This is a genomic window from Micromonospora sp. NPDC047187 (assembly GCF_040643355.1).
Taxonomy (GTDB): Bacteria; Actinomycetota; Actinomycetes; order Mycobacteriales; family Micromonosporaceae; genus Micromonospora; species Micromonospora salmantinae.
The window spans coordinates 701,581-718,253 of record NZ_JBEYUF010000001.1 but is presented as its reverse complement, the minus strand read 5'-3'; the positions used below and the strand labels follow the sequence as shown (position 1 = coordinate 718,253).

Annotated in this window: 13 protein-coding genes; 6 read left to right on the top strand and 7 right to left on the bottom strand. The window is 71.5% G+C overall.

All coding sequences use genetic code 11. The features are described from left to right. Positions 1-112: 112 nt before the first annotated feature. Together ABZ794_RS03000 and ABZ794_RS02995 are read right to left on the bottom strand one after the other, a co-directional pair. Entirely contained in the window at positions 113-1,417 is a 1,305-nt protein-coding gene (locus ABZ794_RS03000; protein ID WP_210786714.1) for an extracellular solute-binding protein, read from the bottom strand. A gap of 43 nt (positions 1,418-1,460) precedes the next feature. Beyond that, complete coding sequence (locus ABZ794_RS02995; protein WP_357513906.1) at positions 1,461-3,470, bottom strand: DUF2264 domain-containing protein; 2,010 nt, start codon at positions 3,468-3,470, stop codon at positions 1,461-1,463. Positions 3,471-3,869: 399 nt separating this feature from the next. Between ABZ794_RS02995 and ABZ794_RS02990 the strand changes: the two genes are divergently transcribed. The 4 genes from ABZ794_RS02990 (at position 3,870) to ABZ794_RS02975 (ending at position 7,772) form a co-directional block, all read left to right on the top strand. Then, a complete protein-coding gene (locus ABZ794_RS02990) occupies positions 3,870-5,009 on the top strand; it encodes a substrate-binding domain-containing protein (RefSeq protein WP_210786718.1) in 1,140 nt (379 codons plus the stop codon). A gap of 199 nt (positions 5,010-5,208) precedes the next feature. Further along, positions 5,209-6,258: a hypothetical protein gene (locus ABZ794_RS02985; RefSeq protein ID WP_357513904.1), complete on the top strand. Its 1,050-nt coding sequence runs from the start codon at positions 5,209-5,211 to the stop codon at positions 6,256-6,258. Between the two features lie 202 nt (positions 6,259-6,460). Continuing rightward, positions 6,461-7,069, top strand: coding sequence for a response regulator transcription factor (locus tag ABZ794_RS02980; RefSeq protein ID WP_210786722.1), 609 nt, complete (start codon positions 6,461-6,463; stop codon positions 7,067-7,069). Between the two features lie 118 nt (positions 7,070-7,187). Beyond that, complete coding sequence (locus tag ABZ794_RS02975; protein ID WP_210786724.1) at positions 7,188-7,772, top strand: response regulator transcription factor; 585 nt, start codon at positions 7,188-7,190, stop codon at positions 7,770-7,772. A 29-nt stretch (positions 7,773-7,801) separates the two neighbouring features. On the opposite strand, the gene ABZ794_RS02970 is transcribed toward ABZ794_RS02975, so the two are convergent. The 4 genes from ABZ794_RS02970 to lanKC form a co-directional block, all read right to left on the bottom strand. After that, the gene (locus ABZ794_RS02970) at positions 7,802-9,580 is read right to left on the bottom strand and encodes an ABC transporter ATP-binding protein (RefSeq protein WP_357513901.1); all 1,779 of its coding nucleotides are present in this window, start codon (positions 9,578-9,580) and stop codon (positions 7,802-7,804) included. Then, a complete protein-coding gene (locus ABZ794_RS02965; protein ID WP_357513899.1) occupies positions 9,577-11,304 on the bottom strand; it encodes an ABC transporter ATP-binding protein in 1,728 nt (575 codons plus the stop codon). Before ABZ794_RS02965 ends, ABZ794_RS02970 begins: the two co-directional genes overlap by 4 nt. Positions 11,305-11,376: 72 nt before the next feature. Then, positions 11,377-11,496 (bottom strand): SapB/AmfS family lanthipeptide, encoded by a 120-nt coding sequence (locus tag ABZ794_RS02960; RefSeq protein ID WP_013734295.1) that lies wholly within the window; start codon positions 11,494-11,496, stop codon positions 11,377-11,379. A 5-nt stretch (positions 11,497-11,501) separates the two neighbouring features. Continuing rightward, positions 11,502-14,099, bottom strand: coding sequence for a class III lanthionine synthetase LanKC (gene lanKC, locus ABZ794_RS02955; RefSeq protein WP_357513897.1), 2,598 nt, complete (start codon positions 14,097-14,099; stop codon positions 11,502-11,504). 585 nt (positions 14,100-14,684) lie between these two features. Here lanKC and ABZ794_RS02950 point away from each other — a divergent pair. Continuing rightward, complete coding sequence (locus ABZ794_RS02950; protein WP_357513895.1) at positions 14,685-15,263, top strand: hypothetical protein; 579 nt, start codon at positions 14,685-14,687, stop codon at positions 15,261-15,263. Between the two features lie 268 nt (positions 15,264-15,531). Then, entirely contained in the window at positions 15,532-16,137 is a 606-nt protein-coding gene (locus ABZ794_RS02945) for a lytic polysaccharide monooxygenase (protein WP_231396184.1), read from the top strand. A gap of 80 nt (positions 16,138-16,217) precedes the next feature. Here ABZ794_RS02945 and ABZ794_RS02940 read toward each other — a convergent pair whose 3' ends face one another. Next, on the bottom strand, positions 16,218-16,577 hold the full coding sequence (locus tag ABZ794_RS02940) for a VOC family protein (protein WP_238689872.1): 360 nt from the start codon (positions 16,575-16,577) through the stop codon (positions 16,218-16,220). Positions 16,578-16,673 lie beyond the last annotated feature (96 nt).

The following is a 16,673-nucleotide window of genomic DNA, read 5'->3' as shown; positions in this document are numbered from 1 at the left end:
CGCCGGTTCCTGGGTCTCGTGCGCGGCAATGTTGCCATAGGGAGTCTCCGGGAGCGTTCGGCATGGTGGCGGGACCGGCGTGCGGTTCAGGCGCGCCGGACCCGCCATCAGCTCACTGGTTGAGGACCTCGTTCTTGGCGCGGGCCTGCGCCTTGCTCAGCTCCGCGTCGACGCCCTTGCTGTCGGAGAGGATCGCCGAGTGCGTCTCGTTGAGGAGGTTCTGCAGGCCGGCGGTGTGCTTCGACACCGGATTCTCCGGCTTGATGGTGTGCTTGGCGTAGGCGAACTTCGACAGGTCGTCCTGCGGTACGCCGTCCAGCCCGAACAGCGTCGCGGTGACCGCGTCGGTGACCTGGGCCGGGGTGATGCCGATCCCGGAAAGCGCCTTGCCGGCATCCGGGCCGGCCGCGTACTGGAGGAATGCCTTCGCCGCGGCGGTCTTGGACTTGCTGATCTTCGGATTGATTCCCAAGCCGGTCGGGTCACCGAAGGTGACAGGTGTGGCGGAGGTGCCGGTGGTGGACTTGTCGAACTGCGGCGCCGGGGCGATCCCCCACTGGAACTTGTCGGCGTCACCGCTCTGTCGCTGGTTGAGCAGCGTGGCCACGTACCAGGTGCCCATCAGCAGCATCGCCGACTGCTGCTTGCCGAACTGCGCCTGGTAGGTGAGTTTGTTGGTCTTCGCGGTGCCGAAGGTCGGCTGCGCGCCGGCCGCCTGCAGGTCCAGTGACCGCTCGTAGTACGGCTTCAGGTAGCCGAAGTCCCCGGAGAGCAGGTCCGCGTTGGGGGTCTGGGCGAGCGCGAATCCCTGGACTGTCGACTGGAAGGTGTGCTGGTACGCCCCGGTCGCGTTCGAACCGGCCCCCTTCAGCCCGGTGTGCAGTCGCTTCGTCGCGTCGGTGTAGTCGTCCCAGGTCCAACTGCCGTCCGGCGGTGCCACCTTCGCCTTCGCGAACAGGTCCTTGTTGTAGAACAACACCCACGAGTCCTGCCGGTACGGCACCGCGTACGCCTTGCCGTCCACCTGGTACGACGCGAGCGCCGGGCTCGAGCCGAGACCGGAGGTGGCGTCGGAGACGTCGAGCAGCTGACCACCGCTCTGGTACGTGTAGAAGTTCTTGAGGTTCTTCATGACGTAGACGTCCGGGGCGGTGCCGGCGGCCAGGTCCGTGATCATCTGGGTGTCGTAGTCGTTGCCCGGGGCGTACTCCTTGAGCTCCACCGTCACGTTCGGGTGGGTCGCCTTGAAGCCGTCGGCGAGCGTCTTGAACTCGGGCGTGGACGACAGGCTCCAGCCGGCCAGGGTGAGGGTCACCGGGGCATTGGGGTCGACCGGCTCGTCTCCGCCGCCGCAACCGGCGAGAACAAGCGTCAGGGCCGTCGCAGCGCTGATGACGGCCGGTATCGCACGCTTCATCCCTTTCTCCTTCAGGTCAAGGGGCCCGGACGGGCCCGCACTGCTACCAGGACGCCTGGGTGGGCCTGGCATGCTCCGTGTCCAGGCGGGTCGACGTACTGATCCCGTCGGGCCAGTCGACAGCCAGGTGGAGGCCCCGGCCGTCCTCGTCGACCACGGCCTGGCATGCCTGCCCGGCCGTGGCCACCGGCACCCTGGACAGGTCGGTTAAGGTGGCAGCCCATGCGCCCAGCCGGACGGGGTGGTCCAGCCAAGGCACGACCAGCCCGCCCGCCAGGGGCCCGCCGTGCGGAACGGCGGTGACGCCGGCCGTGCCGCCACCCTGAAGGCTTTCGAGCCGGCTGGTCAGGTCGGCCGCGGTCACGACCGCCACACCGCCGCCGGCGGTGGCCGTCGCATCCCCGGCAATGGCCCAGCCGCCGATCCGTAGCCTCAGCGCAGCCGCCTCCATGCCGTCGGCGAGGTCGTCGACGCGGGTCAGACGTAGCTCCCAGGGGCCGCGGACCAGCGAATACACAGTCAGGTGCCCGGCCGGTCGAAACCGGCCCACCCGGCCGCCGCCGTGATCGCGCCGACCCGGATCCGGGTCGACCCAGTGGGCGAGGGCACGTGACCCGGCCACGCCCACGCCGTCGGCGTCGACGTCGACGTGAACGGTCAGCAGGCGCATGCCGGCGCGGTGGGTGACCCGGCCCGCGTCGTCGACGAGAGTGACGGACTGGTCGAGCGGACTGGCCCAGCCGCTGTCGTCGAGGACCGGAGTGGTGGCGGTGGAGTAGCCCAGCCGGGCGTAGAGCGGGGAATCTGAGACGGTGGCACCCTCGACGGCGTGGTCGGTGCCGTGGTTGACGACGCGGACGATGCCGTCGGCACGGGTGCTGGAGACCAGCCAGCCTGGCGCGTGTATCGCCCGCACCGCATCGCGCTCGTCCACCGGCAACGACTCCTCGGGAGTCGTCCAGATCGGATGGTCGGCGGGTAGCGCGATGCCGAGCAGGCCCTTGCTGGCCCAGTACGGCGAGCCCGGCCCGGAGTACGACTGCGCCAGTCGCGGCCACGGCCCGTGCCAGCCGAGGCTGAGCAGGCCGCGTTCGTCCAGGGCGCCGTTGGCGACGAAGTGACGCACGATGCGGGTGGCCGCGCCGCGCAACCGGCCGAGGCTGACCGAGGGCACGCCGGCGATGGCGCCAACCCAGAAGGGTGCCGCGGCGGCGAAGCGGTAGGTCAGGCTTCGCCCTTGGATCAACGGTGATCCGTCGGCGCCCACGAGCGCGACCGCGTCGCTCAGGAAGCGGTCCAGGCCGGCCAGGTCCCGATCGCGGCGCTGCTCGGCCAGGTCCGCCGCGCCGGCCATCCGGGCCCACAGAGTCGGGTAGAGGTGCAGGGCCCAGCCCACGTAGTGGTCGTAGGCACGGTGCGGCCCGTCGGACATCCAGCCGTCCTCGCGGACGAAGCCGTCGTGCGTGGTCAGGTCCTCGTTCATCTCGTCGAGCGAGTGCGGCCCGCCCACCGAACGCAGGAACGTCTGTACGACCAGCCGGAACCAGACCCAGTTGATCCGTGGGTACGTGTCGTCGCCGACCGCCGGGCGCAGGTAGTCCACCACCCGCTCACGCACCACTGACGGCAGTCGGTCCCAGATCCACGGGCGGGTCATGTCCAGGACCAGCGCGATGGAGGCGGCCTCCACCTTCGCCTGGGGGTGCTCGTCCAAGCGCACCCAACGGTCTGGAGAGCTCGGGTCGGTGCCAGCGGTGATGCCTGCCGTGTACCAGTCCACGAGTTCGTCCAAGCCCACTCCTCTGGCACCCGCGACGCGGAAACCAGCCAGCAGGAAGGTGCGGGCGAAACCCTCCAGTCCGTCGACGGCCCGCCCGTAACCGCCCTCCGGCCCGGGGAAGGTGACGAGGGCGTGTCCGGGCGACGCGAACGGCCGGGCGGCGGTGAGCATCCGGTCGGCGAGGGCCAACCAGTCATCCCGGCTCCAGGTCGCGGCGGTAGCGACATCCGAGTCGGTCGCCGGCGCCACCTGGCCCGTCGTCCCGGACGTCATCCGTGGTCCTGTCGCATCGATCCGTCTCCGTCGACTGTGGCGAGCGGGGCGTTGCCCATGAATGTGACGAGCAGGCATCCGCAGGGTTTCCGAAGTAAAACGCTCACAAAGGAGCGAGTCAATGCCGTTCCCAAACCGATGTGGACACAGCCGATCAAGAGCGTGCACAACACCGCCTTGACGCGCCAAGCGCTCTGATACGATCACAATCGTTCACAACCGCTCTACCGTCAGAGAAGTCATGACCGACCCGGCGGAGCACGACTCCTATGCTCTTCGTCGGATGGGGAGATCAGCCGATCCGGCTCGCGATCGACGTCACCGCGTTCGGCCCGGCCGGCGAGGTCGTCCGCACCACGCAAGAGCTTTCACCGCACGAAGCGTTCCTCGGAGGTCCCCATGACCAAGGACAGCCCCGTCGTCGTCACGGCGGAGGCCCCCCGAGGGCCGCTTCAGGTCGCCCGCCGCCAGCAACTGTTGGCAGCCCTGCAACGCGACGGCTCGATGCGCATCTCTGACCTGTCCCACGTGCTTGGCGCCGCGCCGGTCACCATCCGGCGCGACATTGCGGAGCTCGCCGCCGAAGGCTTGGTTCGCCGGGTTCACGGTGGGGTCGCCCTGATCCTGCCGGACGACGTCCCGGCAGCCGACGAGCCGCCCGCCGCTGGTCGGGACCCGCTGGTCGGGCGCACCCTCGGCATGCTCGTGCCCTCCTTGGACTACTACTGGCCGGACGTGGCTCGCGGCGTCGAGGGGGCCGCCCGCGAGCTGGACATGCGAGTGGTTTTGCGCGGCTCGTCCTACGACAGTGAGGACGACCAGCCCCAACTGGCCCGCATGGTGGGGCGGATGGGCGTCGACGCGCTGATCATCGCGCCGAGCATGGACACACCGACCGCCGAGCGCACCATCGAGTGGCTCGACGACGTCGGCGTCCCGGTCGTCCTGCTGGAACGCACCGCCACGGTAGGCAGCCACCACGCCGTCATGGAATCGGTGGTCACCGACCACGCGCTCGGTGCGGCCATGGCGGTGCGCCACCTCACCTCGCTGGGACACCGCAAGGTCGGCTTGGTGCTCGACGCCAACAGCCCCACCAGCCAGCACGTACGGCGCGGCTGGCTCGACGCCACGTCCGAGTGCGGCCTCGACTCGGACGCGACGGTGGTGGCTGTGGTACCCGACGCACGGTCACCCGAGCGAGACACCGTGCTCAACGGCATCCTCGACCAGTGCCAGGCGACCGGGACGACGGCGCTGCTGGTGCACGCCGACGCCGAAGCGATCGCGCTGGTGCAGCACTGCGAGGAGCGGCACCTGACCGTACCCGGCGATCTCTCCATAGTGGCGTACGACGACGAGGTAGCCGGGCTCTTCAGCCCGCCGCTGACAGCGGTCCGACCGCCGCGACGCTCGATCGGACGAGCCGCCGTGCGTCTTGTCGCCGACCGGCTCGCCGACCCCGACCGCCCCACCCACCGGATCGTCATCAGCCCGTCGCTGCGGATCCGGGGGTCGACCGCGCCGCCACCCGCGTAGGCGGTCTTCCCGCATCCTGCCGACGAGCGCGCGCCCACCGGGATGCGATTACGTGAGCACATCGCTACCATGGGTCAGCAACCCAGAGGGAAGGGGTCGTGCCCGCGTGCGAAGTCCCGTCAGCGGAACCGCGTCGGCGTCTGCGCCGGACCGGTCCGCGCCGCTTGCGGCCGGACGGCTGCGCAGGCTCACCCGGCGGATGGCGCTGATCGCGGTCGCCGTCGGGGCCGGTTTCGTCGTGGCCGCCCTGTTTCAGGGGCCGGCCGCCGCCGACGGGATGCGCAGCGGGTCCGGCGACGAGCCTCATCGGAGGATCGGCGTTCTGGTCGAGTCGGTCGTACGGCTCTCGGTCGCCGAGCGCCCCGACCAGGACCGTCAACGAGCGGCGGCTGCCGACGACCGCCGCCACGACATGCCCCGTGCCCCGCTGGTAGCGCCCACCGGCGCGGTGGCCGCCCCCCGCGAGGATTCCCCTTCGACGGAGCCTCGACGGTCGGCGGGTGCGTCGAGGCTCGGCGCATCCGTCTCAGCCGGCACGGCGGAGCACGAAAGGCTCCGACCGGCCTCCGTGGCCCGCGCGGCTCACCGGGTGGACCTGTCGCTGCCGGCCGCCGATCCACCGCGACAGCCGACCACCGCCGCCCCCGACCGGTCGGCGGTGCGTACGCCGGCCGGTCCGCCCGTGGTCGGCCTGGTCACCGCTCCCCTGCCGTACGTCGTCGACATCGTGAGCACGGTGCCGATCAGGCCCGTCGTCGTGGCGCTCCTCCGGGTCACCGATGCCGTTCTACCGCCCGTTCTCGGCCCGGTGGTCGTTCCGGCGGCGACACCCGCACTGCCCGTTCCCCCAGCGCTCGGGCCAGCCGCCGTGTCGGTGACCGAGCCGGCTGCCGTACCGACAGTGCCGACGCCACCGGCGGGGCCGGCGCCGGCCCCCGTACGCGTCGCCGCGCCGCCGGCCCCGGCCGCGCCACCGCCAATGTCCGTCGTCGGCCCCGCGCGTGCCGCGGCCCCGACGGCGCACCTCGCCGCACGCCTGGTGCCGGTGAGCGCGCGGGCTGTCCTTCCTGGCCAGCCCGTCGCGCCCGCCGACCAGGACGCCGGCTGCGTCGACAATGGATCGACGCCCGGGCCGGGGCTGGTCCGGCCACTCGACCGGCAGTCCCACCTCGGTGCCGGGCAACGCTGCGATCTCGTGCGGCTTCTGGTCGCGAGCCGAACTCCTGCTGGGATCGCCCGCCCAGGCTGAGGCGGGTCGACCGACCCCGGCGGCTGGCCCGAGCGGCCGGCCTGTTCCACCCGCTGGTCGGTCGATCAGTGCCCGTGCCCGTCCACCGTGACGGTGTCGCGGGCCGATGCCCACCCGTCTGTAGCGCACGACCGCCCTGACCAACCCGTGGATGTTCCGGGATCGGTGGCCGTCGTGACGAGTATCGGAGATCGGAGAAAACGTGGTGATCCACGTTGTCGTCGCCGAGGACATGGGTTTGCTCCGCGGAGCGCTCTGCGCCGCGCTGTCACGCGAGGAGGACATGGAGGTGGTCGCCGACGTCGAGGGTGTCGGTGAACTGTTGACTGTGGTCCGGCGGTGCCGACCGCAGGTGGTGGTGCTGGCACTGACGCCGGAGCTGCCTGACCCGGTGGAGGTGGTCGCCCGGATCGACGTCGAGGCGCCGCACGCCGCCGTGCTGGCGATGAGCCCTCGCTGGAGCCCGGCGCTGGTGGAGGCGGCGCTGGCAGCCGGCGCGCGCGGCCTGGTCGGCAAGGACAGTTCGCTGGCCGAGTTGGTGCGGGCGATCCGCGCGCTCGCGGCCGGGGAACGGGCGATCGACCCGGCTGCGGCGATCGCGGTGCTGAGTCCCCCGGAGATGCCGTTGACGCCTCGGGAGATGGACGTGCTGCGGATGGCGGCCGAGGGCCTGCCCCTGAAGGAGATCGCCGTACGCCTCTACCTGGCACACGGGACGGTGCGCAATCACCTGTCGGTGATTCTGCGCAAGACCGGGGCCCGCAACCGGTTGGAGGCGGTGTCGCGCGCGCGGCGTAACGGCTGGCTGTGACCGTTGGGGGCGGGCCCGGTGGAGTTTCCGGACCCGCCCCGTCGCCGTGCGGTCCCATCGGATGCGTGTTTGAATGTTGACGTTGTGTGATCACCATCGGAGTGCGGGAAGGTTCATCGTGATCCGTACCTTGCTCGCCTTGGACGGTGCCCTGGTTCTGGGCGCGCTGTCGTTGGTCCTCGCCGCTGAGGAGGACATCCGTGTCGTGGCGGAGGTGGATCGCGGTGACGCGGTCTCCGCGGCCGTTCGGGCCCAACGCCCCGACGTGGTGGTGGCCGACCTCGACTTCGTCGAGGGAGTCGATCCCGACCGTCTCGGCCGGTGTCCCGTCCTGGTGCTGGCCCACCCGCATCGGGCCCGGCGACTGCGGGGCATGTTGTGCCCGACCAGGGCGGTCGGCATCCTGCGCAGTGACGCCGCGCCCCAGCGGGTCATCGACGGGATCCGACGGCTCGCCCGCCGGGAGCCCGTGCTCGACGCGGATCTCGTCGTCGCGGCGCTGCGCTCGGACGGCCCACTGACCAGCCGTGAGACGGAGGTGTTGAGGCTGACGGCCGCGGGTGCGCCGGTCGCCGAGGTGGCGGTGTCGCTCGGGCTCACCCGTGGCACCGTGCGCAACCATCTCGGGCGGATCGCGCGCAAGGTGGGTGCGCGTACCCGGGTGGAGGCCGTGCGGATGGCCGGCGAGGCGGGCTGGATCTGACCGGCGCCGTCGGCGTGCATGTGCGAGGTTCAGCCTCGGCGCGTCGACACCGCCGGGGACGGCACCACCGGGTCGTCCCAGCAGCCGACGAGCACCCGGTAGGTGGCCGAGCGGGCCATCAGCTGTTCGTGCGTCCCGACCACGGGCTCGTCGCCGTCGAGGACCAGCACCCGTGCGGCCCGAAGCGCGGAACTGATCCGGTGCGCGATCACCACGAGGGTGCCGGGCCGCCGGGCGAAGGCGGCCTCGACCGTCGCTTCCAGCACCTGGTCCAGGTGGCAGGTCGCCTCGTCGAGGACCACCAGCGGGGCGGGTGCCAGCCAGGCCCGGACAGCCGCGATGAGCTGCCGCTCGCCGGCGGAGAGCAGGGCCGGCGCGACCGGCGCGCCCAGGCCGCCCAGGCGGGTCGCCAGGGGACGCGCGCCGAGCGTGTCGAGGGCGACCTCCAGCGTGTGATCGTCGGCGTCCGGCCGGAGGTAGCGGAGGTTGTCGGCGAGGCTGCCGGTGAAGACGTACGCCTCCTGGGGCACCAGCACTCGCATCCGGGCGAGAGCGGCGGGCTCGACCTCGGCGACCCTCGTGCCGGCCAGGTGGACGGTGCCTGCCTGCGGCGGCACCAGACCGGCCATCAGGGCGGCCAGGGTGGACTTGCCCGCACCGCTCGGGCCCACCACGGCGAGATGGTCCCGGTCGACGAGTGTCAGCGAGAAGTTCTGCAGGACGGGCCGGGCGTGCGGGCCGTAGCCGAAGGTCAGTCCCCGGACCTCGAGGGCTGGCGGGCGACCGGCCGGACCGGCGGGTGGTCGGCGGCGGGGCATCCGGGCGGCGAGGGCCGGCGGGCGCTGGTCGTCGGAGACCGGACAGGTGCGCAGAATGTTCTCCAGCGTGACCGCGTAGCGGAGCCCGCCGCCGCCGAGACCCTGCACCAGTGTGTGCAGGGCGGGTTGCAGCCCGGTGGAGACGTAGATCAGCGCGCCCAGCACCGCGCCGGCGGTGAGACCACGCTCGACCAGCCACGGGGCGGCCACCATCAGCACCAGCAGTGGCAGCCAGCCGCCGATGCCGAGGCTGAGGCTGCGGATCGCCGCCATCCGGGCGAGCACGCGTTCGGCGGCGGCCTGCGCCGACACCCAGCGGGCCACCTCCGCCGCCACGCGTGTCTGTGCGCCGCAGGCCAGCACATCGCGGTGACCGGCCAGCGCGGTCGCCGCCGACTGGCCGAGTTGTTCACCGGCCCGGACGTAGGCGCGCTGGTGCGTGACCATCGCCGGCAGCGCGGCGAGAAACACGACCAGACCGGCGACCAGCGGCGCGACCGCCAGCGCCGCCACCACCGGCGCCAGGGCGAGCAGGCCGAGCAGGGCCGCGCCAGCGGAGAAGAGGAAACCGCGGGTCACCATCAGCAGACCGGCGAAGGTGTCGCGGACGATCTCCATCTGGTGGGTCAGCCGGGTCACGGCGGCGCTGTCCGGGCGGCCACCCGTCCGGGTGGCGTCGCGTAGCGCGCCGCGGATCACCTGGGCGGCCACCTCGTCGCGGAACGGCTCGACCACGGCGCCGAGGCTCCGGTACGTCCGACCGGTGGCCGCCGCGCCGACCAGTACGGCCACGGCGAGGACCCCCAACCAGGCCAGGCCGTTGAGCAGACGTCCGGCCAGAAAACCCTCGTCGACGGCGCGGGCGACCAGGTAGCCGGCGAGTAGCGCGGGCAGCGACTCGACAAGCGACCAGCCGCCGAGCCCGGCGAGCTCCCGCCGACTGGCGCGCAGCGCCCGCCAGGTCACCCGACGTACGCCGGGACGGCTCACGATCCACCGTCGGCAGGCTGGAAGACGGCACGGTAGTCCGGATCGGCCCACAGTTGCCGGTGCGGTGCCAGGCCACGCAGCCGACCGCCGTCCAGCCAGGCGACGAGGTCGGCCGCCGCGGCCGCCGCGGTCCGGTGGGTGACCACCAGTCGGGTACGCCCCCCGGCGCTCCCGAGAACCGCCTCGGTGATCCGGTGTTCGGTAGCGGTGTCGAGGCTGGACGTCGCGTCGTCAAGGATGAGCAGGCGTTCGGCGGCGAACGCGCGGGCCAGGCCGAGGCGTTGGTTCTCACCCCCGGACAGCGGTGTGTCCACCAGCGGGGTGCGGTAACCGCTGGGCAGACGTTCGATCACGTCGGCGACGGCCGCCATCCGGGCCGCTCGCAGAACCTCCGGGGTGGCCGGGCTCCGATCGGCCGGCGGTGCCGCCGCGTCGACCGGCAGCGCCAAGCCGATCGCGTCGTGGACTGTCGCGCCGATCAGCACGGGCCGGTCGAAGGCGTAGCCGACGGCCCGGCGCAGCGCCGCCGCGTCGAGGTCCCGCAGCGGCACCCCGTCCAGTCGCACCTCACCGCCGTCGGGGTCGTACAGCCGTCCCGCCACGGCCGCCAGGGTCGACTTGCCGGCACCGGACGCTCCGACGACTGCCACTGTCGCGCCGGCCGGCACGTCCAGGTCGACGCCGTCCAGGATGGGCCGGCCGTCGTCGGCGTGCACGCACACCCCGCGCAGTCGCAGGGCGCCGCCGCCGGGTGGAAGAGGCCGATCGCCTGCCGGCGTGGCGGGCTGCGTCAGCAGCTCGGCGACCCGGTGTGCTCCCGCGCGGCTGCGGACCAGGTGGTTCAGGGTGGCGAGCACTGCACCGAGCCCGGCGCCCATGGCCGCGTACCGGACGGCGGCGACCAGTTCACCCGGCGTGAGCCAGCCTGCGGTCAGGGCGTACCCGCCGACCGCGATGACGCTCAGGTTCAGCAGCGGCGCCACGGCCGAGGTGCGCGCACTCGCCCGGGCCAGCAGTCCCCAGGTGTGCCGGCCGTGCCGGTCCAGCTCCGGTAGGGCCGCCAGCACCCGGTCCTCCTCGCGACGGGTGGTGCCGGCGGCGGCGATGGTCCGGGCACCGGTCAGCGACTCCAACAGCCGGCCGGCGATGTTGCCGAGCACCCGCTGGTACCCGGCGGTTGCCGCCGAGGCGTCGGCCACGAAGGCGCGCATGAGGACGGCGAGCAGGGTGAGACCGACGAGCAGGGTGAGACCGAGGACCGGTTCCATGATGGCGAGCGCGACGACGCTGCCCAGCGGCGGAAGCACCGCCACGATGGCCAGGACCACGGCGTTGCCGGCCTGTCCGGCGTCGGCGGCCTGGCCGACCAACCGGCCGACGAGATCACCCACCGGGTGCCGGCGGGTGACGCGGACGTCCATGGCGAACAGGTGACGCAGTAGGCGTCGGCGCAGCCCGGCGGTGGCGCGCGCCGCACCGAAGCCGCTGGCCAGGTCCGTCAGGGTGTCGACGCAGATGAGGACCACGACCAGGGCGCAGGCGGACACCGCCCACCAGGCGGAGCCGCCGTCGAGGGCGGCGTCGACGGCGCGGCCGAGGGCCGCGGGTAGCAACAGTTCGGCGGCCGCGCCGAGCAGCGCGACCGCCGCGAGTCCAGCGGTCCAGCCGCCGCCCGCCAGGACCGTCTGCCGCAGCAGCCTGTCCCCCACGGCGAACGTCGGCATCGGTCCTCCCGTTGGTACGCGGTTGCCCTGGGTGGGCACGTCTACCCACCCAGGGCCCCACGTGTGCGTGGATCAGTTGCAGGTCGTGACGGAGAGCGAGCTGTCGCCGCAGAGCAGCAGGCTCGCCCGGCTACCGCCACCGGTGCGGTCGGCCGGAGCCATCTCCAGGCCTTGGAGGTCCAGAAGTGCCATGTCGTTCACCTCCCTTCCTTCCGTTCGCCGATCAGGTCGCCCCCGCTGTCGCGGGGGAGTCTGTTCGCGCCCGGCAGGGGCGCGAGGAAGGGCAGCGTCGGCGGCTGGTCGTGCTCCGCGCTGGCCAGCGCGTACAGCACGCCGGCGGTGCCGGTGCCGAAGTCCATGGAGAGCCGCAGCAACTGCTCGCCGGGGAATGCGATCCCCTCCCGGTACGGCAGCGCGTGCCAGTCCAGCCGATCCATCTGCGCGCGGAGTTCGCCGCGGTCGGCCTCGTCGGTCGAGGCGGCGAGGTAGGCGATGATGCCGGCCCGGCCGGCGAAGAGCCCGGACTGTGCGTAGAACGGTGAGCGCGTCGCGCGCCGAACCCCGGCGCTCGCCTCGGCGAACCGGTCGTCGGCCCGGTGGCGCAGGTACTGGTCGAGGACCAGCCCGATACCGACGCTGCCGTGGGCCAGATAGGGCATGGTGCGCCAGCCCTCATTGACCTCCAGGGCACCGTCCGGGCGCAGCACACACCGCCGCAGATCCTGACGCAGCGCGGTGGCGGCGTGCCCCAACAGCTCGTCGTCGCCGCTGAGCTCGTAGAGGCGCAACAGCATCAGCGCCGGTCCGGTCCGGCCCCGCAACAGCCCGGCGTACGGGTTACGGCCGCCGCTGACGTCCGGGCCCGGGTCGTCGGCCAGCTGCCCGATCACACGCTCGGCGGCCCGCCAGGCGGCGTCGCGCAACGACACCTCCCCGGTGCGTGCGGCCAACTCGGCCAGGTTGAGCGCGATCCCGGACAGTCCGCTGGCCAGGCTGTGGTCGAGCCCGTCCATGGGTTCCCGCAGGCAGATGTCGAGAACGTCCAGCGCGTCCTGCCGGCGTCCGAGGTGGACCAGCGCGTATGCGACGCCGTGCAGCCCGTCGTAGAAGCCGCAGCGGGTGCCGGACGGGGGCGTTGTCGCCCGCCGCACCAGCCAGTCTTCGTGCTCGGGCCACCGCCCGGCACCGCTCTTGTCGAGCGCGTACAGCACCCCCGCCGCCCCGTGGGCGAGGTTGAGGCCGCCGCTGCGGAACTGCTCGATGTCACCGGGAAGGAGCCGATCGTCGCGCTCGGGGGTGGCGCTGGCCACGATCGCCGTCGTCAGCCGGTCCCGCATGGTGCGCCAGTCATCAGTGCCGAGATTCCCTCGCGGTTCCGCGGCGACACACGGCTCACCGGTGATCTCCTCGACCGCCGGATCGAGGAAGGACCTCGGCACCGGGAAGTTGGCGGCGATGATGTCGGCCAGGTGAGTCACCTTCGCCGGGGCGAGCCGGACCAGCTGGGTCAGTGGCAGGAACAGCGCCAACCGCAGGCACGCCAGGGCGTACCGGTCGACCGCCGGCCCGCTGCGGTCCCTCGGTGCCGCGAAGCCCTGGTTGCGCAGCCCGGGTCGGCGGTGCCCGGCGATCGGGGCGGCCACCTCGAAGTCGACCAGGGCGACCCGGTCGTCCGGCCGGATCATGATGTTGAACAGGTGCAGGTCCCCGTAGACCAGGCCGCGCTCGTGGATCGCCGCCACGACGGCTTCGACCTGCTCGTAGGTCTGGCGGGCCCACCGGGCGTACGCCGCCCGGTCGTCGTCGGTCGCGTCGGCGTCGATCAGCGGGTACCGGTCGACCAGCACCTTGTTCAGCGGCCGGCCCTCGATGAACTCGAGCGCGAGGAACCGGTGCTCGCCGAGGACGAACTCGTCGTGCACCCGAGGCACCTGCGGCAGGTCGGCGAGTTGCCGCAGGGCCTGCGCCTCGCGGGCCAGCCGGGCGACGGCGTCGGTGCCGTCGGCGTCCAGGCCGGCGTGCGGTCGGGCCTCCTTCAGCACCACCTCGGTGTCGGTACGCAGGTCCCTGCCCACGTACAGCCCGCCGCCGTTCGAGAAGTGGATTACCCGCTCGATCCGGTACGGCACCTGGTCGGTGCTGGTGCCGCTCCGGGCGGCCAGGTGCGGGCCGAGGAAGTCCGGCAGGGTGACCCAGGACGGTACGTGAAAGACGGGCTCCCGCCGGTCCGGCACCAGCGTGCCGCCGTCGTCCTCGATCGCCGGCACCACCTGGCCGTCCGGCGAGTGGCAGTAGCGGGCGGCAAAGCCGCCGTAGCGCACGTGGACCGGGCCGACGCCGTAGCGGAGGTCACTGAGGATGTACGGCCCGGTCTCGCCGGTCAGCAGTTCGTCGAGTTCCTTGCAGGCCAACTCCAGCTCCGCGTCGTCGCACGGATAGACAGTGATGAACTTGCCGCTGGCGGCCCGGGCGGCGTACTTGGAATTGCGCAGCAGCAGCGTGCGCGGTCCGCGCAGGAACTTGAAGGACAGGCCGCGGGGGACGCAGTAGTTCCAGACCGCGTCCAGCACCCGTTCGGCGTTCGCCAGACCCGCCGACACATGGATCTTCCAGCCCTGCTGCGGCAGGGAGCCGCCGTCGGGCGCGTAGATCAGCCAGTCGTCGAGCGGCTCGCGGCGCCAGCCGGTCGGCGTCGGCCGGTCGGCGGCCGGAAAGACCGGCTGTGCGACGGCGCTGCCGAGCGAGTCGTAGAACAGCCGATCCGCGGCGCAGTAGCTGTCGTAGCGTTCGTCCACCGTCCCGCCGCCCCTCGAACTCGGCCGGCTGTTGTTCCGGCGATGAATCGAGTCTCATCGACGGGACGAGTGGGCTCCAGTGCGCTTAGTCACGACGTTCGATGCGGGGTGCACAGGTACTCATGACATTAGTCAGGCCCGCACACCGTAGACGGCGGCGCCCATCGGCTTGTCGACGTCGAGGTCCGGGGGGACCGGCGGTGGTGCGGCGACAGCACCCGTGCGCGAGGAAGGCGCGGGTGGACCGGCCCCGAAAGCACGCTGATGCCCGTCGATGTTGCCAAAGTCGATCCAGACGTGTTGGAATGGCTCATATCGCCGCAGCGCGGGGGCAACCGCGCTGGGAACGGCCAGCACGGGAGCATCGCAGCGCCGGCAGCGCGCCGCCTTGGCGGACGCTCGCCTGGCGAATCGCCGGGTCACCTCTACGACGACGGGCGCCTTGCCGGGCAACCACTCTCGCCCGCCGTAGGTAACCCCCGGCACGTGTCCCCCCAACGGCTGACGCGCTCGACGCCTGACCCGCCGGGGGCGTCCGATTCGGCCTGCCAGCACCAGAAACCGGCGACGAGGTGAGAAGCAATCATGATTTCCCGAGAGAACTTCGCGGGTTGGTACCGAAACCGCTTCGTGTGGGTGGCGGTGATCCTGCTGGTGGTGTCGGCCGGCGCGGTCGTACTGGTCAACCGGGCCGGCCCGGAGGCGAAGCCGGCGGATCTGCAATCACAGATCATCGCCCGAATGCGTACGACGCTCGAACAGGCAGACCCGGGGCAGCACAACCACGCCGGACACGGCGCCCAGCAGGCGGCCACCACGGCGAAGCCGGCAGTGATCTGCGGGGTCCGCGTCTACGGCTACGAGCCGACCGAGGCCACCGCGCTCGCCGACGTGCAGACGGTTTACGGCTTCCACCTCTGCGGGGTCGCCGAACAGAAGCGCCCCTGGGACGTGGCGGTCAAACTGGCCGGACCCGTGATCATGGACATGTCCACCCAGCCTCCGGGCATCCAGGTGGTCGAGGCGACCGCCGAGGTCATGTTCACCGACCGGGTGCGGCAGATGCTCCCGCCCAAGTACGCGGAGCTGGCGCTCAAGGAGGCGCTGTCCGAGTCGGAGATGGTCGACCAGCGCCGCCGGTACGACGCCGCAGCCGGCCTGTGACAGTGCCGGGCGGCAGGCGGCGCGGTCGTTACCCGCACCCGGATCCGAACCGGGCGGCTGCGGACAGCCCGGTCAGCTCGATCCACATCCGACCATAGATAGATAACGATTGATATTTGAGTCGATAGATGCAACAGTTGGTTTGGGAGCGTTCCCATACTGATCTGTAGTCCCGAAGAGCGGAGGATGAACAGTGCGTTCACTCAAGTCCGATCGATCCGGCGGACGATCCCGGTCACCAGTCCGTCGGTCCCTTCGAGCGTTCGTCATGGTGTTCGCCATCGTGGCCGGCATGCTGCCCTTCACCGGGGCAGCCCAGGCCCACGGCACCATCATCAACCCGATGAGTCGCGCCTACCAATGCTGGAAGGCGTGGGGCAACCAGCACATGAACCCCGCCATGCAGCAGCAAGACCCCATGTGTTGGCGGGCGTTCCAGGCCAATCCCGACACCATGTGGAACTGGATGAGCCAGCTGCGCGACGGCCTCGGCGGCCAGTACCAGGCCCGCACCCCGGACGGTCAACTGTGCAGCAACGCCCTGTCCAGGAACGACAGCGTGAACCAGCCCGGGGCGTGGAAGACGACCACCGTCAGCCGCAACCTCACGGTCCAGCTGTACGACCAGGCCAGTCACGGCGCTGACTACTTCCAGGTCTACGTCACCAAGCAGGGGTTCAACCCGGCCACCCAGAAGCTCGGATGGGGCAACCTCGACCTGATCACGACGACGGGGCGCTACGCGCCGGCGCAGAACATCTCGTTCAACGTCTCGCTCCCGTCGCGCAGCGGGAACCACATCCTGTTCGTGCTCTGGAGGGCGTCGCACCTGGACCAGACCTACATGTGGTGCAGCGACATCAACGTCACCTGATCGGCAGTACCAACAGCTACAGAACTATTCCGGCTCAGGGCGTCAACGCCCTGAGCCGGATTGGTTGTCTCAGGTGGAGGTCACGCGTCGGCTTCGAGAGCGAAGGTGTTGCCGTCCGGGTCCTGGAACCAGGCGATACGTCCACCTCCGGCCCGCGCGGTAATCCCCTTGTCGTCGTGCTCGAACTGCTCGTAGCGAACGAACTCGACGCCGGACGAGGTGAGCTCGTCGACGATCTGGTCGATGTCGTCGACGTACCACGTCGCCACCGTCGCCGAGGTCTGCCCGGCAGTGACCGACTGATACACGTTCAGCGCCGGCCCGCCACCGGAGCCATAGACACGGCTACCGTCGGCGATGGTGGCGCTGGGGCCCGACCGCAACGCCCGCAGGCCCAGCGCGCCTTCGTAGAAGGCCACGGCCGTCTGAATGTCGGACACGGCGACCGAGGCTCTGAGGTGGTACGTACTCAAGGGCATGAACCACTCTGGCAGGTGCTCGACGAATCGGGGCGCCGAATCGGAGACCGTCACATC

Excerpts from the sequence above, each read along its gene's own strand:
- ABZ794_RS02950 (WP_357513895.1), top strand. The coding sequence starts at position 14,685 with ATGATTTCCCGAGAGAACTTCGCGGGTTGGTACCGAAACCGCTTCGTG.
- ABZ794_RS02945 (WP_231396184.1), top strand. The coding sequence starts at position 15,532 with ATGGTGTTCGCCATCGTGGCCGGCATGCTGCCCTTCACCGGGGCAGCC.
- ABZ794_RS02960 (WP_013734295.1), bottom strand. The coding sequence starts at position 11,496 with ATGGCACTTCTGGACCTCCAAGGCCTGGAGATGGCTCCGGCCGACCGC.
- ABZ794_RS02985 (WP_357513904.1), top strand. The coding sequence starts at position 5,209 with ATGGCGCTGATCGCGGTCGCCGTCGGGGCCGGTTTCGTCGTGGCCGCC.
- ABZ794_RS02965 (WP_357513899.1), bottom strand. The coding sequence starts at position 11,304 with ATGCCGACGTTCGCCGTGGGGGACAGGCTGCTGCGGCAGACGGTCCTG.
- ABZ794_RS02990 (WP_210786718.1), top strand. The coding sequence starts at position 3,870 with ATGACCAAGGACAGCCCCGTCGTCGTCACGGCGGAGGCCCCCCGAGGG.
- ABZ794_RS02995 (WP_357513906.1), bottom strand. The coding sequence starts at position 3,470 with ATGACGTCCGGGACGACGGGCCAGGTGGCGCCGGCGACCGACTCGGAT.
- ABZ794_RS03000 (WP_210786714.1), bottom strand. The coding sequence starts at position 1,417 with ATGAAGCGTGCGATACCGGCCGTCATCAGCGCTGCGACGGCCCTGACG.